18 protein-coding genes and 1 pseudogene are annotated in these 19,351 nt (G+C 73.3%); 5 read left to right on the top strand and 14 right to left on the bottom strand.

Features of this window, described 5'->3' with window-relative positions; translation table 11 throughout:
* Nucleotides 1-14: 14 nt before the first annotated feature.
* Nucleotides 15-1,574, bottom strand: coding sequence for an RDD family protein (locus NRO40_RS10885; RefSeq protein ID WP_058944561.1), 1,560 nt, complete (start codon nucleotides 1,572-1,574; stop codon nucleotides 15-17).
* Nucleotides 1,575-1,808: 234 nt separating this feature from the next.
* On the opposite strand from NRO40_RS10885, the gene NRO40_RS10890 reads away from it, so the two are divergent.
* On the top strand, nucleotides 1,809-2,231 hold the full coding sequence (locus NRO40_RS10890) for an SsgA family sporulation/cell division regulator (RefSeq protein WP_058944562.1): 423 nt from the start codon (nucleotides 1,809-1,811) through the stop codon (nucleotides 2,229-2,231).
* Nucleotides 2,232-2,423: 192 nt separating this feature from the next.
* Here NRO40_RS10890 and NRO40_RS10895 read toward each other — a convergent pair whose 3' ends face one another.
* Nucleotides 2,424-3,791, bottom strand: a complete 1,368-nt coding sequence (locus NRO40_RS10895) for an FAD-binding oxidoreductase (RefSeq protein WP_058944563.1) — start codon at nucleotides 3,789-3,791, stop codon at nucleotides 2,424-2,426.
* A gap of 98 nt (nucleotides 3,792-3,889) precedes the next feature.
* Between NRO40_RS10895 and NRO40_RS10900 the strand changes: the two genes are divergently transcribed.
* Nucleotides 3,890-5,278: a tetratricopeptide repeat protein gene (locus NRO40_RS10900; protein ID WP_058944564.1), complete on the top strand. Its 1,389-nt coding sequence runs from the start codon at nucleotides 3,890-3,892 to the stop codon at nucleotides 5,276-5,278.
* A 280-nt stretch (nucleotides 5,279-5,558) separates the two neighbouring features.
* On the opposite strand, the gene hppD is transcribed toward NRO40_RS10900, so the two are convergent.
* Nucleotides 5,559-6,704 (bottom strand): 4-hydroxyphenylpyruvate dioxygenase, encoded by a 1,146-nt coding sequence (gene hppD, locus NRO40_RS10905; protein WP_058944565.1) that lies wholly within the window; start codon nucleotides 6,702-6,704, stop codon nucleotides 5,559-5,561.
* A gap of 121 nt (nucleotides 6,705-6,825) precedes the next feature.
* Between hppD and NRO40_RS10910 the strand changes: the two genes are divergently transcribed.
* A complete protein-coding gene (locus NRO40_RS10910) occupies nucleotides 6,826-7,320 on the top strand; it encodes an Lrp/AsnC family transcriptional regulator (protein WP_058944566.1) in 495 nt (164 codons plus the stop codon).
* 124 nt (nucleotides 7,321-7,444) lie between these two features.
* On the opposite strand, the gene NRO40_RS10915 is transcribed toward NRO40_RS10910, so the two are convergent.
* The 8 genes and pseudogenes from NRO40_RS10915 to NRO40_RS10950 all read right to left on the bottom strand — a co-directional run bounded on the left by NRO40_RS10915 (nucleotide 7,445) and on the right by NRO40_RS10950 (nucleotide 15,068).
* A complete protein-coding gene (locus NRO40_RS10915) occupies nucleotides 7,445-8,233 on the bottom strand; it encodes a S16 family serine protease (RefSeq protein ID WP_058944567.1) in 789 nt (262 codons plus the stop codon).
* Nucleotides 8,234-8,648: 415 nt separating this feature from the next.
* On the bottom strand, nucleotides 8,649-9,293 hold the full coding sequence (locus NRO40_RS10920) for an IclR family transcriptional regulator (protein WP_058944568.1): 645 nt from the start codon (nucleotides 9,291-9,293) through the stop codon (nucleotides 8,649-8,651).
* Between the two features lie 826 nt (nucleotides 9,294-10,119).
* Complete coding sequence (locus NRO40_RS10925) at nucleotides 10,120-11,904, bottom strand: DEAD/DEAH box helicase (protein ID WP_058944569.1); 1,785 nt, start codon at nucleotides 11,902-11,904, stop codon at nucleotides 10,120-10,122.
* A 131-nt stretch (nucleotides 11,905-12,035) separates the two neighbouring features.
* Nucleotides 12,036-12,415, bottom strand: a pseudogene (locus NRO40_RS10930) (type II toxin-antitoxin system death-on-curing family toxin).
* Nucleotides 12,412-12,612, bottom strand: a complete 201-nt coding sequence (locus tag NRO40_RS10935; RefSeq protein ID WP_058944570.1) for a ribbon-helix-helix protein, CopG family — start codon at nucleotides 12,610-12,612, stop codon at nucleotides 12,412-12,414. Before NRO40_RS10935 ends, NRO40_RS10930 begins: the two are co-directional and overlap by 4 nt.
* Nucleotides 12,613-12,637: 25 nt before the next feature.
* Nucleotides 12,638-14,143, bottom strand: a complete 1,506-nt coding sequence (locus tag NRO40_RS10940) for an MFS transporter (RefSeq protein ID WP_058944571.1) — start codon at nucleotides 14,141-14,143, stop codon at nucleotides 12,638-12,640.
* 99 nt (nucleotides 14,144-14,242) lie between these two features.
* Nucleotides 14,243-14,716 (bottom strand): VOC family protein, encoded by a 474-nt coding sequence (locus NRO40_RS10945; protein WP_058944572.1) that lies wholly within the window; start codon nucleotides 14,714-14,716, stop codon nucleotides 14,243-14,245.
* 91 nt (nucleotides 14,717-14,807) lie between these two features.
* On the bottom strand, nucleotides 14,808-15,068 hold the full coding sequence (locus NRO40_RS10950) for a GntR family transcriptional regulator (protein WP_232791235.1): 261 nt from the start codon (nucleotides 15,066-15,068) through the stop codon (nucleotides 14,808-14,810).
* A gap of 176 nt (nucleotides 15,069-15,244) precedes the next feature.
* Between NRO40_RS10950 and NRO40_RS10955 the strand changes: the two genes are divergently transcribed.
* Nucleotides 15,245-15,583 carry a hypothetical protein gene (locus NRO40_RS10955; RefSeq protein ID WP_058944574.1) on the top strand — a complete coding sequence of 113 codons (339 nt, stop codon included), beginning with the start codon at nucleotides 15,245-15,247 and terminating at the stop codon, nucleotides 15,581-15,583.
* Nucleotides 15,584-15,764: 181 nt separating this feature from the next.
* Nucleotides 15,765-15,950 (top strand): hypothetical protein, encoded by a 186-nt coding sequence (locus NRO40_RS10960; protein WP_058944575.1) that lies wholly within the window; start codon nucleotides 15,765-15,767, stop codon nucleotides 15,948-15,950.
* Between the two features lie 69 nt (nucleotides 15,951-16,019).
* Here the strand turns inward: NRO40_RS10960 and NRO40_RS10965 are convergent, their stop codons facing one another.
* The 3 genes from NRO40_RS10965 to NRO40_RS10975 are packed head-to-tail and all read right to left on the bottom strand — an operon-like array spanning nucleotide 16,020 to nucleotide 19,268.
* A complete protein-coding gene (locus NRO40_RS10965; protein WP_058944576.1) occupies nucleotides 16,020-16,637 on the bottom strand; it encodes a hypothetical protein in 618 nt (205 codons plus the stop codon).
* A gap of 55 nt (nucleotides 16,638-16,692) precedes the next feature.
* Nucleotides 16,693-18,837: a DUF6571 family protein gene (locus tag NRO40_RS10970; protein WP_058944577.1), complete on the bottom strand. Its 2,145-nt coding sequence runs from the start codon at nucleotides 18,835-18,837 to the stop codon at nucleotides 16,693-16,695.
* Between the two features lie 8 nt (nucleotides 18,838-18,845).
* Nucleotides 18,846-19,268 carry a hypothetical protein gene (locus NRO40_RS10975; RefSeq protein ID WP_058944578.1) on the bottom strand — a complete coding sequence of 141 codons (423 nt, stop codon included), beginning with the start codon at nucleotides 19,266-19,268 and terminating at the stop codon, nucleotides 18,846-18,848.
* Nucleotides 19,269-19,351: the final 83 nt, after the last annotated feature.

A 19,351-nucleotide genomic window follows, 5' to 3' on the forward strand; every position in this document is an offset into this window, starting at 1 on the left:
TTCGGGGGACGGCGTCAGTGCCGTGCCACGAACGTCCCGGCCGCCTTGTCGTGCCAGCACTGCCGCCACGGCCGGTCGACCAGGCACCACAGGACGTTCAGCACGCCGATCACCAGCAGCCCCAGCACCGAGTAGACCAGACGGCGGCGCAGCGCGGCGCCGAACGTCGGCGGCTCGTGGGACTCGATGCCTCGCACCTGCAGGCCGCAGAGCTTCTTGCCGAGGGTGCGGCCCCACCGGGCGGTGGGCACCGCCTCGTACAGGACGCCGAGGACCAGCAGGATGCCGAGCGCGATGCCGAACTGGACGGACGTCGTGCCGTCGACGAGCCACACGGTGACCGTCTCGCCCGACCGCTTGGCCTGCTCGATCTTGTCCAGGATGTGGTCGACGCCGTTCGCCACGAAGGGCGCGGCGGCCGCGCCGGCGAGCCCGCCGAGGACGAGGGTGTCGACGACGCGGGCGGCGAGCCGCCTGCCGAGCCCGGCGGGGCGGGCGGAGGCCCGTTCCTGCGCGGCCCGCAGGAACGGGTCGCTGACCGGCGGCTTCCACGGGACGACCGGCTGTCCCGCCGCGTCCGGTCCGGCGGCGGCCGGCGCCCCCGGGGACACCGGGGCGGTCGCCGCCGGGGTGGGCGGCTGCTGCTGCGCGAGCTGGTGGACCTGCTGCGCCCATGACGCGGCACCACCCCCGGCGCCGGCCGTGACGGGCACGCCGGCCACCGGGCCCTGCGCGTGCGGCGCGGCCGCCGCCTGCGGCGGTACGGCCCCGGCGGTCGCCGACTGCGCCCGCACGGGCGCGTACGGCTCAGGCCGCACGGGCGCGCCGGGGTGGGCGCCGGCCTGCTGCGCCGGGGGCCGGGCCTGGGCGGGGGCCTGGTGGGGCTGGTGGGGCTGCAGTTGCTGCCGGGAGTCGTCGTGCGCCGCGGCGGTGGAGGGGGCCGGGGCGCGGGCGGGCTGCTGGGTCCGCGGACCCTGCTGCGCCGGGACGTCCGCCGCCCGGGAGGTGTCCGAAGGCGCGGACTTCGACGGGCGGATCGTCATCGTGCCCTCGGGGGCGGGCCGCGCCGCCGGTTCCGGGTCCACCCGGCGCACCCCGGGGAGGGCGCCGCCCGTCGGGTCGGCCGGGTCCGCCACGCGGGGGTCCCGGCGGCCGGGCGCCCCCCACGAGACCTGTTCGTCATGGTGGTCGCCGAAGCCGCGCTGGCGGGAGAGGTCGGCCTGCCACGCGGACGCGGGCTCGGCGTCCCGTTCCGCTTCGCGTTCCGCCCGCGGCTGCGGGCCGGTGGCGGGGCCGGCCTCCGAGGCCAACTCGGGGTCCTCGTCGAGGAAGACGGGGCCCGTCTCCTCCACCGACGGGCCCGGGTTCGCCCGCGCGGCCGGCGCGACGGCGGGCGCGGGGGCCGCCGCGCCCGGGGGCGCCGGCATCGCCTCACCGTCCCCGGGCGCGGGACGGCTCGTACCGGGGACCCAGGCGGCACCGCTCCAGTACCGGATGTATCCGGGAATGGAGGGATCTGGGTAGTAACCGGCTTCGGGGCTGCCGTCGCCGGTTGCCGGGGTTGGGGCGCTCATCACCGTGGTCCCGTATCTCCTCGAGGGCCTCAATTCAAGGCACCACATCTATCAGACCGCCGGATGCCCCCGGGCCGATCCGATCGCCAGGGCCACCATCCGGTCACAGCGGTGTCACGCAAAGTAACAGAAGTTCGCCGGTGAAAGTCGCGTAATGGCGGGGAGGAAAACAGCTCCCTCCTTCCGCGCGGGTCCGGTGGGGGCCCGTCCGCACGCCGAGAGGGAGGACCGACCATGGAGGAGACCACGGTGGTGGAGCGGGAACTGGAACTCAAGCTGGTGCTGTCCCCGGACCACAGCGTGCCGGTGCCGGCCCGGCTGACCTACCGGACGGCCGACCCCTACGCCGTCCACATCGCCTTCCACATCGGCTCGGAGCACCCGGTGTACTGGACGTTCGCCCGGGAGCTGCTGGTGGAGGGGGTGTTCCGGCCGTGCGGCGACGGCGACGTGCGGATCTGGCCGTCGAAGGCGGAGGGCGGCGGCGTGGTGCTCATGGCGCTGTCGTCCCCCGACGGCGAGGCGCTGCTGGAGGCGCCGACCGCGCAGGTGTCGGCGTGGCTGGAGCACACGCTGCGGGCGGTGCCGCCGGGGACGGAGTCGGAGCGGCTCGGCATCGACGAGGAGCTGACCGCGCTGCTGTCGGCGGAGGCGTGAGGGGGTGAGGCGCGGAGGCGTGAGGGGGTGAGGGGGCGAGGGGGGTGAGGGGGCGAGGGGGCGAGGGGGGTGAGGGGGTGAGGCGTGGCCGGGGGACCGGGGTGAGGAAGGGCCGGAAGACGCCGTGCGTGGGCGAGGGCCGACGACCGGCGGCCGGGCGGGTGGCCGGCCGCCGGCGGGGTGGCGGGGGGGTCAGAAGAGTTTGCCCGGGTTGAGGATGCCGAGCGGGTCGAAGGTCCGCTTGATGCCGCGCTGGAGCTCCAGTCCGACGGGACCGAGTTCGCGGGCGAGCCACTCCTTCTTGAGGACGCCGACCCCGTGTTCCCCGGTGATGGTGCCGCCGAGCTCCAGACCGAGGGCCATGATGGCGTCGAAGGACGCACGGGCGCGCCGGGACTCGTCCGCGTCGGTGTGGTCGAAGCACACCACGGGATGGGTGTTGCCGTCGCCGGCGTGGGCGCACACGCCGATCGTCAGGCCGTACTCCTCGGCGATGGCGGCCGTCCCGTCGAGCATCTCGGCGAGCCGCGAGCGCGGTACGCACACGTCGTCGATCATCGTGGCGCTGGCGACGGTCTCCAGGGCGGGCAGGGACATCCGCCGCGCGTTCATGAGCAGTTCGGACTCGGCGGCGTCCTCGGCCGGGACGACCTGCGTGGCGCCCGCCCCGGTGCACAGCTTCGCGACGGCGGCCAGGTCGGCGGCCGGGTCCGGGGTGTCGAAGGCGGCCAGGAGCAGCGCGGCCGTGGTGTCGGGCAACCCCATGCGGCCCAGGCGGTTGACGGCCCGGACCGTGGTGCGGTCCATCAGCTCCAACAGGGAGGGGGTATGGCCGTTCTCCATGATGGCGCAGACGGCGGCGCACGCGTCGGCGGCGGAGGCGAACTCGGCGGCGAGGACGAGCTGCTCCGGCGGCTTCGGCCGGAGCGCGAGCACGGCCCGGACGACGACGCCGAGGCTGCCCTCGGAGCCGACGAACAGCCGCGTGAGGTCGTATCCGGCGACGCCCTTGGCGGTCCGGCGGCCGGTGGACAGCAGCCGCCCGTCGGCGAGGACGACGTCCAGGCCGAGGACGTACTCGGCGGTGACGCCGTACTTGACGCAGCACAGCCCGCCGGAGGCGGTGCCGATGTTGCCGCCGATGGTGCACGTCTCCCAGCTGGACGGGTCCGGCGGGTAGGACAGGCCGTGCGCGGCGACGGCGCGGGAGAGGACGGCGTTGACGACGCCCGGCTCGACGACGGCGATCCGGTCGACCGGGTCGATCTCCAGGATGCGGTCCATCCGGACGAGGGACAGCACGATGCACCCGTCCGTGGCGTTGGCGGCGCCCGACAGGCCGGTGCGGGCGCCCTGGGGCACCACGGGGACGCGCAGCGCGGTGGCGGTGCGCATCACGTGCCGGACCTGTTCGACGGTACGGGGCAGGACCACGACGGCCGGGGTGCCGGCGGCGCAGAAGCCCGCCATGTCGCGGGAGTAGGAGGGGGTGACGTCCGGGTCGGTGATCAGGGCCTCGGCGGGGAGACCGGCGCGCAGCCGCTGCAGCAGATCGTCCATGATCCCAGCGTGGCACCCGGGGGCCATCGGTGTGAACCGGGCGTGTACCGGCCGCCGGCGCGCGGGGCCCCGCCGGTGGCGCGCGCACAGTGAGCGGCATGAAGACGGAACGGGTCTCTCAGGTGGTGCTGCTCGCCGGTGCGAGCGCGGTGCTGGCGGGCGCGGTGGCGCTGTTCCTGGCCGACGGGATGACGGGGTTGCGCGGCGGTGGCGGGGTGCCGCCCGCCCCGGGGCCGGCGGCGCGGGCGGCGGTGGCCGTGCGGGCGGGCGCGCCGGCGTCCCTGCCGGAGCTGACCGCGCTGATCGGGGAACGGGAGGCGTGGCTGCGCGGCCATCCGGGTGACGACGCGTCGTGGGCGGTGCTGGGCGCCGCGTACGCGGAGCGGGGCGCGCGGACCGGGGACCCGGCGGCGTACCCGAAGGCCGAGCGGGCGCTGCGGCGCTCCCTGGACGCGCACCCGGTGGCCGAGGGCAACGTCGACGCGGCGCTCGGCATGGGGGCGTTGGCCCACGCGCGCGGCGACTTCGCGGCGGCGCGGCGGTGGGCGGAGGAGGCGCGCCAGCGGGCGCCGCGCCGGTGGCGGGTCCAGGCGGTGCTGGTCGACGCGTACCGGGGGCTCGGCGACCAGACGGCCGCCCAGCAGGCGCTGGCCCGGCTGCGGGAGATGCACACGGGTACGGCGGCGCTGACCCGGGCGGCGGAGGTGTACCGGGACCGGGGCTGGCGGGAGGACGCCGCGGCGGTGGCGTACGACGCGGTGGGGCGGGCGGGGACGCCCACCGAGAGGGCGGCGTGCCTGCGGCGGCTGGGGGACCTCGCGTGGGAGCGGGGGGAGCCGGAGGAGGCCCTCCGCCAGTACGCGGCGGCACTGGAGCTGGCCCCGCGGGACGCGCCCGCGCTGGCGGGCCGGGCCCGGACGCTCGCGGCGCTGGACCGCACCGACGAGGCCGTACGGGACTACCGGGCGGCGCTGGACCTGCGGCCGGTGCCGGAGTACGCGCTGGAGGCGGGCGAGCTGTACGCGGCGCTGGGCCGGGAGGCGGAGGCGCGGGCCGGGTACGAACTGCTGCACGCGCGGGCCGCGGAGGCGTTCGCGCACGGCGTGGACCAGTCGCTGGTGCTGGCCCGGTACGAGGCGGACCACGGCCGGCCGCTCACCGCGGTGGCGTGGCTGCGCGCGGAGTGGCGGCGCGGGCACCGGTCCGCGGAGGTGGCGGACGCCCTGGGGTGGGCGCTGCTGCGGGCGGGCCGGGCCCGGGAAGCGCTGCCGTACGCGCGGCTCGCCACCGAACAGGGGCTGCGCAGCGCGCTGTTCGCGTACCACCGGGGGGAGGTGGAGCGGGCGCTCGGCATGACCGGCGAGGCCCGCCGCCATCTGGCGGAGGCGCTGCGGACCAACCCGCGCTTCTCTCCGCTGTACGCCCCGGAGGCACGGCGGGCGCTGGAGGCGCTGGGCGAGCCGTCGGGACCACCACCGCGCCGGTGAGGCCGGGGGCGGGGGCGGGGGCGGGGCTGGGGAGCGGACAGGCGGCCGGGAGCGTCCCCGGGAGCGGCCGGGGCGGACGAGAGCGGCCGGGGCGGACGGGAGCGGTCCGGCGGGCCGGGGAGCGGCCGGGCCGGACCGGGACACCCGGATCGGGAGCGGCCCGGGCGGCCCGGGACGGCCGGGCGGCCCGGGACGGCCGGTGCGGCCCGGGCGGCCCGGGACGGCCTGTGGCCCCGCGGGTCAGGTCCGCGGGGCCACAAGTACCGGGGGGCGTGCGGCGTCAGAGGTTGCCGCGCTTCGCCTGCTCGCGCTCGATCGCCTCGAACAGGGCCTTGAAGTTGCCCTTCCCGAAGCCCATCGAACCGTGCCGTTCGATGAGTTCGAAGAAGACCGTCGGGCGGTCCTGGACGGGCTTGGTGAAGATCTGCAGGAGGTAGCCGTCCTCGTCGCGGTCGGCGAGGATCTTCAGCTCGCGCAGGGTCTCCACCGGCACGCGGGTGTCGCCCACCCACTCGCCGAGGGTGTCGTAGTACGAGTCCGGGGTGTCGAGGAACTGCACGCCCGCGGCGCGCATGGTGCGCACGGTGGCGACGATGTCGTTCGTGGCGAGCGCGATGTGCTGGACGCCGGCACCGCCGTAGAACTCCAGGTACTCGTCGATCTGCGACTTCTTCTTCGCGATGGCCGGCTCGTTGATCGGGAACTTCACCTTCAGCGTGCCGTCGGCGACCACCTTCGACATGAGGGCGGAGTACTCGGTGGCGATGTCGTCGCCCACGAACTCCTTCATGTTGGTGAAGCCCATGACCTTGTTGTAGAAGGCGACCCACTCGTTCATCCGGCCGAGCTCGACGTTGCCGACGCAGTGGTCGATCGCCTGGAAGGTGCGCTTGGCCGGCGGCTCGACCAGCGGCCGTGCGGCGACGAACCCGGGCAGGTACGGGCCGCTGTAGCGGGAGCGGTCGACGAGCGTGTGGCGGGTCTTGCCGTAGGTCGCGATGGCGGCGAGGACGACGGTGCCGTGCTCGTCCGTCAGCTCGTACGGCTCGGTGACGCCGGTGGCGCCCTGCTCCACCGCGTAGGCGTAGGCCGCGCGGGCGTCGGGGACCTCGATGGCGAGGTCGACGACGCCGTCACCGTGCTCGGCGACGTGGTCCGCGAGGAACCGGCCCCGGTCGGTGGTGGGCTTGATGACGGAGGTCAGCACGAAGCGGGCCGCGCCGTTCGTCAGCACGTAACTGGCCGTCTCACGGCTGCCGTTCTCCGGTCCGGAGTAGGCGACGAGCTTCATGCCGAAGGCCGTGGAGTAGTAGTGCGCGGCCTGCTTGGCGTTGCCGACGGCGAACACGACCGCGTCCATGCCCTTCACCGGGAAGGGGTCCGCCTGCCGTGCGGTGCCGGGGGTCTCATGCAGGATCTCAGTCATGGCGGCAGGTTCTCTCCGTTCCACAAGCTGCGCAATAGTTCGCGCATCCCCTGGTCAATGTGCACAGCCGGGCCCCACTATGGGCAGGCGTTCTGTACAGGATGACCACTGGGAGGCGGCCGTGGCGATCGATCATCTGGACGGCAGGCTCATCGCCCTGCTGGCGCGCGAACCCCGCATCGGGGTGCTGGAGGCCTCCCGGCGGCTCGGGGTGGCGCGCGGCACGGTGCAGGCGCGCCTGGACCGGCTCCAGGCGAACGGCGTGATCCGGGGCTTCGGCCCGGAGGTGGACCCGGCCGCGCTGGGCTACCCGGTGACGGCGTTCGCGACGCTGGAGATCAAGCAGGGGCAGGGCGCGGACGTGCGCGAGCACCTGGCGGGCGTGCCGGAGGTGCTGGAGCTGCACACGACGACGGGCCACGGCGACATGCTGTGCCGGCTGGTGGCGCGGTCGAACGCCGACCTCCAGCGGGTGATCGACCGCGTGGTGGGCTTCGAGGGGATCATGCGCGCGTCGACGGCGATCGTGATGGAGAACCCGGTACCGCTGCGGCTCATCCCGCTGGTGGAGCAGGCGGCCACGGACGAGGACCCGGCCCCGCCGCGCCGCGCGTGACGGCGTGGCCGGAAGCGGGGTGCCCTGGGCGGTACGGGGGGCGGTGGGCGCCTACGGCACGGCGCCCGCCGCCCGGCCGGCCCGCGGTGGGCGGCCGCCCGCCGGGGGGGGTGGCGCGGGACGGTCAGCAGCTGGGGACCCGGCCGCCGTCCGCCAGGGCCTCCAGGGAGGCCACCGCGTCCTTGAGGGTCGTCACGGGGACCAGCCGCAGCTTCTCCGGGCGCGTGGCCTCGGCGTCCTCGCACTCCGCGCGGGGCACCAGGAACACCGTCGCCCCGTCGCGCGCGGCGGCCTGCGTCTTGAGGGAGACCCCGCCGACCGCGCCGACCTTCCCGTCCGGCGAGATGGTCCCCGTGCCGGCGACGATCCGCCCGCCCGTGAGGTCGCCGCCGTCGCCGTCGCCGGCCAGCTTGTCGATGACGCCGAGGGAGAAGAGCAGACCGGCGCTGGGGCCGCCGATGTCGGCGAGGTGGAGCCGGACGTCGATGTCGTCTCCGCTCCTGCCGAGGTGGTCGAGGGCGGCGGCGACGGCGTCGTCCTGCGACTGCCGCATCTGCCCAAGGTTGCGCTTCTCGATCTCGGCGTCGGACTTGCCGGCCGGGTAGACCGAGTCGTGCGGCAGCACGGCCTGGTCGGTGCGGAACCAGGCGCGGACGACGTCCTGGTAGCCGATGTCGCTGCGGGGCGCGGTCGCCACGATGGTGACCATCCGCAGTTGACCCGTCGTCCGGCGGACGGGGGCGCCGGAGATGGTGATCACCGGTCGGCCCTTGTCGACGCCGAGCACGTCCGCCGTCGATCCCGGGTACGCGATCGTGAACGGCAACGGCGCGAACGCGGCCACCGCGAAGAGCGCGAGGATCGGCAGGGCGCACAGGGCGAGGACGCGGGGGCGCGTGAGACGGGAGAGCACGGGGTCAATCTACCGGCGCCCACCCCGGCGCCCCCGTACGCCTCCGGGCGCGGCCCGCACGGTCACCGGGCCCTGACGCGCACGGTCGGGTCACCGAGCCTTGACGCGCCCGCTCGTGTCACCGGGCCGTGGCCCGCACGGTCGTGTCACGGGGCCGCGGCCCGCACCGTACGGGCACACCGGCCCGCGGCACCGGGCGCCGGTACGGCATGGGACACCGACACCGACACCGACACGGACACGGACACGGACACCGGGCATGGGACACCGACACCGGGCGCCGGGCACCGGGCCGCGGCGCCCAGGGCACCGGCGGCCCTCCGCCCTGAGCGCCGCCCTCGGCGCGGGGCCCACCGGCCCTCCGGCCCCGGCGCCGCCCTCGGCGCAGGGCACCGTCCCGGTCCCGGCGCCGCCCTCAGCGCAGGGCGTCGGCGACCTCGCGGGCGGCGTCGACGACGCGCGGGCCGACCCGCTCCGGTACGGCGTCGGTGAGCATCACCACCCCGACGCTGCCCTCGACACCCGTCACGCCCAGCAGCGGCGCGGCGGCCCCGCTCGCACCCGCCTCCAGCTCGCCGTGGGTGAGCGTGTAGCCCGGTTCTCCGGGGCCGCCCGCCCGGCGGGCGCCGAGGATGGCCCGGCCCGCGGCGCCCCGGTCGAGCGGGTGGCGGAAGCCGGCCCGGTAGGCCACGTGGTAGTCGGTCCAGGTCGGCTCGACGACGGCGACGGCCAGCGCCTCCGCCCCGTCGACCAGGGTGAGATGGGCGGTGGCCCCGATGTCCTCGGCGAGCGAGCGCAGCGCCGGCAGCGCCGCCTCGCGTACGAGGGGGTGCACCTGGCGGCTGAGCCGCAGCACGCCGAGCCCCACGCGGGCCCGGCCGCCCAGGTCGCGGCGGACGAGGGCGTGCTGCTCCAGCGTGGCGAGCAGACGGTAGACGACCGTGCGGTTGACGCCGAGCCGGTGGGACAGCTCGGTGACGGTCAGCCCGTGGTCGGTGTCGGCGAGCAGCTTGAGGACGCGCAGTCCCCGGTCGAGCGTCTGGGAGGTTTCCGCGGTCACGACGCCCCCTCCTTCGGAGTGAGTGACGGCGGACACTCCCAACGCTGCTGCGACACCCGTCCCTTGAGCGACGCACCGAGAGGCCGCCGGCAGGCCATGGCACACCGGCTGCGCTCCGCGGCGGCGCTGCCACGGGGCGTTTGCATGTGCCCGGGACAGTAGCGAGCGGCTCCGCTCAGCGGAAGACCTCGTCCAGAATCCGGGCGGCCATGGGGGCTTGATCCAGGAATGCGCGGTTCCCTGCGGGAGCGCCCCGAAGCCGTACCCGAAAACGGGCGGTTTCGGGGCGCCTGCCCGGACCTGCGACGACCTTGCCGGGTCCTGCCGGACCCCGGCCGCCCGTGCCGGAACCTGTGTGTCCGCCGATGCCCGTCCGGACCTGCGGGGCCGGGTCTACGGGGCCGGGCCTACCGGTACCTGTCGGAGCCCGGCCCCACGAGCCGGAACTCGTGTGCCCCGCCCGGTGGCCTGCCGACGCCCGGCCGCACCTGCGGGGCCCACGGGCGCCTGCCGCGCCCCTGCCCGGGACGGACGCGAGCGGCCCCGGACCTGCGGGGCCTGCGGGCCTCTGCGCCGCCCGTGCCCAGCACCTCCCCGAACCGGCCGGAGGCGTACGGGACCGCCCGGGGCCTGCCCCACACCGGCCGGAGCCTGCCCGAGACCGACCGGGGAACGTACGGGACCGACCGGACACGTACGGGACGGGACCGTACGGGACCGCCCGGGGACCGTACGGGACCCGCCGGGACCGTACGGGACCCGCCGGGACCGTACGGGACCCGCCGGGACCGTACGGGACCCGCCGGGACCGTACGGGACCGGCGGCTCAGCGCATCCGCGTGGCCCACTCCTGGACCTTCTTGATCCGCTCGCGGATCTGCCCGGCCGTGGCCTCCGCGCTCGGCGGGCCGCCGCACACCCGGCGCAGCTCGGTGTGGATGACGCCGTGCGGCTTGCCGCTCTGGTGGACGTACGCGCCGACCATGGTGTTCAGCTGCTTGCGCAGCTCCATCAGCTCCTTGTGGGAGACGACGGGCCGCCGCTCCGCGGGCAGCTCCAGCAGGTCGGCCTCTTCCGAGGGCTTCTGCCGGCTGTGCGCGATCTGCCGGGCCTGCCGCTTCTGCAGCAGCAGTTGCACCTGGTCGGGCTCCAGCAGGCCGGGGATGCCGAGGTAGTCCTGCTCCTCCTGGCTGCCGGGGTGGGCCTGCATGCCGAACTCGGCGCCGTTGTACATGACCCGGTCGAAGACGGCGTCGGACTCCAGCGCCTCGAAGGGCAGCATGTCCTGTTCACCGGTGTCCTCGTCCTGCTGCTTGTTCGCCTCGTCGAGCTCCTTCTCGGACTCGGCGTACGGGTCCTCCTCGCCCTCCTTCTTCGGCCGGTCGAGGACGTGGTCGCGCTCGACCTCCATCTCGTTGGCGAAGCCCATGAGCATGGGGATGGTCGGCAGGAAGACCGACGCGGTCTCGCCGCGCCGCCGCGACCGGACGAAACGCCCGACGGCCTGCGCGAAGAAGAGCGGCGTGGAGATCGTCGTGGCGTACACGCCGACCGCGAGGCGCGGCACGTCGACGCCCTCCGACACCATGCGGACGGCGACCATCCAGCGGTCGTCGCCCTCGCTGAACTCGTCGATCCGCTTCGACGCGCCCGCGTCGTCGGAGAGGACCACGGTCGCGCCGTGCCCGGTGATCTCGCGGATCAGCTTGGCGTACGCGCGGGCGGAGTCCTGGTCGGAGGCGATCACCAGGGCGCCGGCGTCCGGGATCGCCTTGCGGACCTCGGTCAGCCGCTGGTCGGCGGCGCGCAGCACGTTCGGCATCCAGTCGCCGCGCGGGTCGAGGGCGGTGCGCCACGCCTGCGAGACGGCGTCCTTCGTCATCGGCTCGCCGAGCCGGGCGGCCACCTCGTCACCGGCCTTGGTGCGCCAGCGCATGTTGCCGCTGTAGCTGAGGAAGATCACCGGGCGGACGACGCCGTCGGCGAGGGCGTTGCCGTAACCGTAGGTGTAGTCGGCGGAGGAGCGCCGGATGCCGTCGTTGCCCTCCTCGTACGTGACGAAGGGGATGGGGTTGGTGTCGGAGCGGAACGGCGTACCGGTCAGCGCGAGGCGCCGCGTCGCGGGCTCGAACGCCTCCAGGCACGCCTCGCCCCACGACTTGGAGTCGCCGGCGTGGTGGATCTCGTCGAGGATGACGAGCGTCTTGCGCTGCTCGCAGCGGTTGCGGTGGAGCATCGGCCGCACGCCGACACCGGCGTAGGTGACGGCGACGCCCTGGTACTCCTTGCTCAGCGGCCCGGCGCTGTACTCCGGGTCGAGCTTGATGCCTATCCGCGCGGCGGCGGCCGCCCACTGCTTCTTCAGGTGCTCGGTCGGCGCGACGACGGTCACCTGCTGGACGACGTGGTGGTGCAGCAGCCAGGACGCCAGCGTCAGCGCGAAGGTCGTCTTGCCGGCGCCGGGCGTGGCGACCGCCAGGAAGTCCCTCGGCTGCTCCTGGACGTACCGTTCCATGGCCGCCTGCTGCCAGGCGCGCAGCTTGTTGGCGGTGCCCCAGGGGGCCCGGCCGGGGAAGGCGGGAGAGAGGTGATGGGAGGCGGTAGTAGTCACGGTCTCCGATTCGGGGCTCTCGGACGCAGGGGGGTGCGCACGGTTCGCGTACGACAACCGGGCCACCCTACCGGTGCCCCGCCCCGCCCCCGGGCGGGACGACACCGTGACCTCGCGGAGTGCGAGCGGCGTCACACCACGAGCGCGCGGAGCCTCTCGGCGATGTTCTCCACCTCGTCCGCCCGGTCTGTGGCCACATCGATGACCAGCCGTTCCGCCGCGTCGATGTCAGGCCGGAGGTTCACGCCGTTGATGGCGAGGAACGTCACACAGGACAGCCAGGCGGTGCGCCTGTTGCCGTCGAAGAACGGGTGGTTCACCGCGAGTGACTGGAGCAGGGCGGCGGCCTTCTCGACGAGTCGGGGGTAGGCCTCCTCACCGAACACGGCCGCTGCCGGCCGGTGCACGGCCGACTCCAGGAGCCCGGCGTCCCGGAGGACGACGTCCTGGTCGTCGATGGCATGGCCGGCGATGACCTACCGTCCTCGGCGCTGACGTATACACACGTCACTTGAGCCGCTCCATGAGCTCATGCCACTTGGCCGCCTGTGCCATCGCGGTCTTGCGCACGATGGCCTCCTGGGCGGTCCGCGCCAGGTAGTGGTCCACGGCCTTGAGCACGATGGCGTGCATGCTGGTTCCCTCCAGCTCTGCACGCTGCTTCAGGGCGTCGGTCTGGTCGTCGCGAAGACGCAGGTTCATGGCCATACCGAAACGGCACCAGCGCATGGGGTCATTCCGGTACCACCGGCGGATGCCCCGCCGCCTGCGGGACCCGTACGCGTGTGGCGACCCAGGCGCCGAACAGCGCCACGCACGCCATCGGCAGGAACACCGCCGCGAAGGCGACCGGGTGCGCGCCGGACGCCCCGGCACCGGCCACGGAGTGGCCCGCGACCGCGCCGCCGCCCAGCGCGGCGAACGCGGCGCCGCCGGCCGCCAGGAGCAGGACGTTCGACAGGCCGTCGGAGATCTGGAGCGCGGCCGAGTTCGTCCCGGCCTCCTCCGGCGCGGACAGCTTCAGCAGCAGCACGCTCGTCGAGGCGATCACCATGCCCATGCCGAGGCAGCCGAAGCCCCAGGCCACCCCCACGATCCACACCGGCACCGCCGGCAGCAGCACCAGCGGCACCGCCGCGATGGCCGCCGCCACCAGCAGCATCCCGGCCACCATCAGCCGCTCCCGGTACGGCTCCAGCCGGGGCCGCGACTGGACGTACGAGCCCAGCGCCCAGGTCGCCCCGCCCACGGCGAGGGACAGCCCGGCGAGCGTCGGGCTCAGGCCCCGCTGGGTGACGAGCATCAGCGGCACGAACGACTCGGCGGAGATGAACGCGCCCGCCGACACCCCGCGCAGCAGCACCACCGACGGCAGCCCGCGCGCCGCCCGGTACGTCCCGCGCGGCAGCAGTCCCAGCGCGGCCGGCACCAGCAGCGCGGCGCCCGCGACGGCGGGGACGACGGACAGCCACCGCAGGTCCTGCCCCGCGTACTGCAGGAGCCCCGCGCCCAGCGAGATGCCGAGCGCCAGCCGCAGCCGGCGCCGGTCGAACGCCGGGGCGGGCGCCCCGGGGTCGGCCGGGCCGGAGGCGGTACGGCGGATCGCCGGCAGCGCCAGGACGAGCGGCACCACGACCAGCGCGGGTATGCCGAGGAACACCCACCGCCACCCGAGCCGCTCGGTCACCGTCCCCGCGGCGAGCGGACCCACGACGGACGGGATCACCCAGGACGCCGCGAACGCCGCCATGATCGCGGGCCGCAGGCGCTCCGGGTACGCCCGGCTGACGACCACGTACAACGCGACGATCACCAGACCGCCGCCGAGCCCCTGCACCGCGCGGCCCAGGATGAACGGCCACATCGTGCCGGCCGTCCCGGACACCAGCAGGCCCGCGGCGAACGCGGCGATCCCCGCCGCGAGCGGCCCGAGCGGCCCGTCCCGGTCGGCCCACTGACCGGCCAGGACCATGCCGAAGAGGCTGGTCGTGAAGTACGCCGAGAACGCGAACGCGTACAGCGCCACCCCGTCCAGCTCCCGCGCGGCGACGGGCATCGCCGTGCCGACGGCGGTCGCCTCGAACGCGATCAGCAGGACGACGGAGACGATGCCGATGCTCAGCGCCCGGTACTCACGGTCGAGCACGCCACCGCCGCCCCGCTCCCGCGGCGGGAGGGAAGGGGCGGCGGGGTCGTTGTCGCTGCCGGCGTCGGTGTCGGGGGGATCCAGGGCGCTCATGACCTCCAGAGTAAGAGGCGTCGGGGCACTTGACCCCTGTCGCGCGACGGGAACGGGCTCCGCCCATGGTCGTACGACCGCGGGCACCCCGCCCCGGTCTCACCCGTCGAACGCGGCCCGGAGGGCCTGGATGTCGAGCTTCTTCATGCCCATCATCGCCTCGGCGGCGCGCCTGGCCTTGTCGGGGTCCGGGTCGGTCATCATCGCGTCCAGGACGCGCGGGGTGATCTGCCACGACAGCCCGTACTTGTCCTTGAGCCACCCGCAGGGGCCCTCCTCGCCGCCCTCACCGAGCCGGGCCCAGAAGTAGTCGACCTCCTCCTGGTCCTCGCACGCCACGGACAGGGAGATCGCCTCGTTGAACGTGAACTCGGGCCCACCGTTCATCGCCACGTAGCGCTGCCCCGCCAGCTCGAACTCGACGGTCATGACCGTGCCCGCCGGCATCGGGGTCCCCTCGGGGTAGCGGTCGACCTTCACGATCCGCGAGCCCTCGAAGATCGACGTGTAGTGCTCGGCCGCCTCCTCCGCCTGGGTCTCGAACCACAGGAACGGCGTGATCTTCTGCTGCATGTCGGGGTCCCTTCCCTCCGTGTGCCTTCACACGAGTAGACCCACGGGAGCCCCGGAACTCATCGCGCAGTACGCCGGATGCCCGCGCCGATCAGCTGTCGGAGGCGTCGGGCAGCTCCTCGACCACGAACGAGCCCCTCGCTCGCACGGTCACGACGAGCTGCCGCTCGCGCAGGATGTCGAGGGCCCGGCGCACCGTGTTGGAACCCACGCCGTACTCCTGGGAGAGGAGCATCTCCCCGGGCAGTCGGGAGCCGGGCGCGAACTCTCCGCTCCTGATCTTGCGTTCCAGGATGTTCGCGAGCTGCTCGTAGTGATAGGCGGCCGCACCGGGGTTGATCTTCTCCGTCACGGAAGTGAACGTAAACGTCCAGCAACAGCCGCGCATCTCCAACAGTGGTCAACCGCTGTCAACCACTGTCTACCGCTGCCGACCGCTTTCGGCATCGGCTACCTTGAGCGCACACAGAAGACCCCGGCGAGTCGGCCAGGACTCCCGGGGCGTGGCCACCAACCCCATGGAGGTTGATGACAGTGGGCATTATCCATGCCCTCCTGGGCGGGCTGCTGGGTGCGGTCACCCCGGGCTCCGGCCGACGGCGCGCCGGCTCCCACCGGGCCGCACCCTCATGCGCCCCGACCCCCATCCGCCGGGCAGCTCCTCGGGCGCCCCTCCCCCGACTCCGCTCCCCGTACGGGTCGACCGAACCGCTCGACGGTCGCGCCTCACTCCTCGTCCGCCCCTACCTCCTGGCGCACGAGCGCCAGGAGAACCAGGCCCGGCGCAGGCTCACCCTCGTCCTCGCCGCCGACTTCGGCATCGACCTGGACACGCGGGTCCTGCACGGGGCGGGGGCGGCGCGGTGAGCGCGTCGGAGCGGAGGCCGGTCCGGATGTGCGTCCGGTGCGGCCGGATCACGGACGAGCCCGTGGTGGTCTGCGAGGTGCACTCGGCCAGCGGGCCCGGATACACCGTGTACGCGTGCGCCGCGTGCGCACCGCTGTTCCCGCCGGTCCCCGACGTACTGGACCTCCTGGACGGTGGGCGATGACGTCCGAACACATAGCAGAGCAGATCGCCACGGCCGCGAGGGAGTCCGGCCGCACGCAGGAGTGCGAGTCGGGCGAACACGACTTCTGCACCCCGATGGAGGTCTACGAGTCCGACACCCCGGCCCCGGACGAGCGGCCGTTCTTCTCCATCACGTGCACCTGCACATGCCACAACGTCTGAACTAAGGCTGGGGCCTTCCTCCACCAAAGGAGGAAGGCCCCTGCCTTCCCGCACATCGACGCCCCCGCGTCACTCGCCGACGGGCTTCACCACGGGCTCGCCTTGGAGAGGCTTCTTCTCACACCCCAGCGCTTCGACGGTCCTCTGCGCCATGAGGTACGACAAGGTCACGTGCTGGACATCCCACTCTCTCTGTGGGCCCTTACGGGGCCCACCAGTGAGGGACACCCACCCGACCAGCTGAGCCTGTCGCGAGGCAGCGCGCTTTTCACCGGGCATTACGCAGGAGAAGCTGAGCTTGACATCACCTTCGTTGGCTTCCGCCGGAAGGCCGTTCACCACGTAGCGGTTGGCGTCCCTCAGCGGGCGACCCGCCGCCTTTCCCTTCTCCGGCGCAGCCCACTGGAAACTGATGCGCACTGATGCTTTGGAGCCACTCATCAGCGGAGTTTGGAACAGGCACACATCTGTACCCGTTGCATCTTCACTCGATGCCAGCTCCCCAAGTCGGCCCTCCATACGCGCCACAAGGTCGGAAGGCTGTGCGAAGATCGTAGTTCTCGCCTTCTCGCCGCCCAACGCCTTCAGCACGATTTCCTCTTCCACGGATTTCGACGGAAGGTCACAGAGGTAGTCGTCGGCAAGCCCTTCCTTGGCGCCGCCCCCGCCGCACGAGATCAGCAGCAAGCTCGATCCAACGGCCAGTGCGAAACGTGTACCCCTGCGGAGAGAGCGCCGATCCTCACAGGTGGCTCGACGTGGCCTTCTGTCCGGACGTGAATCCATCGTTCGCACTGTTCTTGGCCTCCTTGAAGGCGCCGTCCCCCGCCATGTGCCTGTCGGCAGCCCACTCGTCGAGTAGCTTGTTGGTGCCATCCATGCCACGTCCGTAGTTCCCGCTCGCATCGGCTTTGCCCTGCTGATCAGCTTGGTTGGTTACGTCCTTGACCCAGTCGTACTTGGCACTGTCGATCAAGGCTCCACCAGCAGTACCCACGACCGGAATCTCACCGATCAAACCGTTGGCTCCGATAGCCGAGTACTCCGCCGCATCCTCCGCCCACTCGATCTTGTCGGCCTGCTTGTCCCGATACACGTCGGCGCCCACGCCGTTGATGGCGCCCAGCGCCGCACCGATGTCTCGTGCACGGTCATTCCAATCCGCGCTAATATCGTGCTTCTTGTCCCCGTGGAATTCCGGCGCGTTGGCCAGCTGATCAGCGGCGTAGGCGCGCTCGGTCTCGTACAGCAGGGCGTACGAGGGCGCGTCGTCGGCGATGCCGCGCATGACCCGGACCAGGCTCGCCTGGCCGACGGCCAGATGGGCCTTGTCCCCGTCCACGTGGATGGACTCGCTGCCACCGACGCCGCCGAGGCGGGACTCCTGCCCGCCCAGAATGAGATGTGTGTCCGCCACGTAGTCGGCGAGCGCCCTGGCCATCGGCTGGCGGATGTTCTCCAGGTGCTCCGGGAACTCGTCGCCGCCCGCGTCCTTGTCCAGCAGGCGGATCGCCTCGTGCATCACGCGGGCCTGGCCCTCGGTGTGGGGGCCGGGAGGGCCGAGCTTCTCGCCGGGTTCGTGGCCCGTCGCGGCGGCCTGGATGGCGGCGCCGAGACCCGAGGCGCGGTACGGGTCGTCGAGCTCCCTCGGCGTCCCGTACAGCGGCGCCATGTACGGGGTGCTCCACTCGCGTTCGGTGAGCAGGTACTTCAGGTGGTCGTTCTTGTTCCCCTCCGCGGCCGGGTCGAGGAAGTACTCCGCCGCGGCCGGGTCCTTGCTCATGGTCTTCAGCAGGCCGTCCAGGGGGTCGGTCACGAGGTCGGGGCGCTCGGCGTCGTAGGCGTGGTCCCAGATGTGGGGGTTGGCCTTCTCCGTCGCGATGACGGCGTCGCCCATCTCGTTGAGGAACTGCTTGCCGTACCCCTCGCCGTGCGACATCAGGGTCGCGAGCGCCTGGTATCCCCGCAGCGGCGTGGTCCCGCCCCAGGAGTCGTCGCCGAACGCCTTGAGGCCGTCGACGAAGGGCCGGTAGGCGTAGCTGTTCGGGTCCTTCGTGCCGGAGGCGAGCGTCGAGGCGAGGCCCGCGTTGATGGACTCGTAGAGCTTCCGGTCGCTCGCGGACGCCCCGCGCTCGTGCGCCGCCAGGTTCATCTGGTCGGACAGCAGGACGGTCTCCTTGGCGCCCAGCGCGTGCAGGAACGCCTCGCTGAAGTGCTTGTCGCCGGAGTGCTGACGGACCAGGCCCTGGAACTCCCGGAGCTCCTCGGACGTGGCCTTCCCCGAACGGACCCTCTCGGCGAAGCCGACGGCGGCCGCGGCCTCGATGTCGCCGACCGGCGTGGCGTTGAACCCGAAGGGTGAGGTGCCGTCCGATGCGGTCTCGCTGATCAGGGCGCGCTTCACGTACGCGTCGAAGTCGTCGACCGCCTTCACCGCGGCCGTGATGTTCCTCGTGTAGGACTGCTCGACCTCGCGGAGGTCCGGCTGGTGGCGCACGCTGTGCGCGGTGGCGGCGTCGACCTTGCTGAAGTCGTACGTCGCGACGCCGCCCTCCGAGACCTTCATGCCGGCGGCGACGGCATCGGCCACCGCCGACTTGAGCTGTGCCTTGAGCCGCACGAACGTGCTGTGGGCGTCGCGGAGGAGGGATTCCATGGCGCGGGCCTGCTTCTGCGCCGCCGCGTACTCGCGGCTCGTCACCCCCAGCGGCTGGAGGGACGCGTCGGCGCTCAGCCCGCGCCATTCGGTTCCGACGGAGAGGCTCCGCACCCCCTCGTCGAAGACGTCCGCGAGCGACTTGTACCGCGCGGCGGTGGTCTTCCAGCTGTCGGCGGCGCTGGTGAGGACGGAGAAGTCCATGTCCAGGATCTGCTGGTACGTCGGCACGACTCCCCCTACAGACCCGAGATGTTCGACTGCGGTCGCCGCAGGGTGTGTCCGACGTCGAGGTCCGTGCCCACCAGTTGCGTGGCCGCGTTGCGCAACTGGGTCTTGTTCGTCACCAGCCGTCCCACGAGGCGGTTGACCTGGTCCTCCCACTTCTCGTGGGACTTCCTCAGGCCGGCGGCCGTGTCCCAGCCGGCGAAGGCCCGGGCGGCGGCGCCCGTCGCCTCGTCCACGGTGTCCCCCGCCTCGCGCGTGGGCTTCTCCAGCTGGGTCTCGATCGTGTTGGCGAACGCCCGCTTCCTCGCCGGCGCGGACTTCAGGTCCGCCGCGCCGCCGCCCCCCGCTTCGGGCGCCAGCTGGTTGAGCCTCATGCCGGTCCGGCGCTCCACCGCCGCCTGCTTGAGGTCGTCCCACTCTTCCTCGAACGCCATCCGCCCCCCTTGATCAACTGGAGTTCTCCACCCTAGGTGACCTCGGAACCACCGCCCGCGGGGATTCCCGCGCGCCGGTGTGG

The sequence above is a fragment of the Streptomyces changanensis genome (genome assembly GCF_024600715.1).
In the GTDB taxonomy this organism is placed as follows: Bacteria; Actinomycetota; Actinomycetes; order Streptomycetales; family Streptomycetaceae; genus Streptomyces; species Streptomyces changanensis.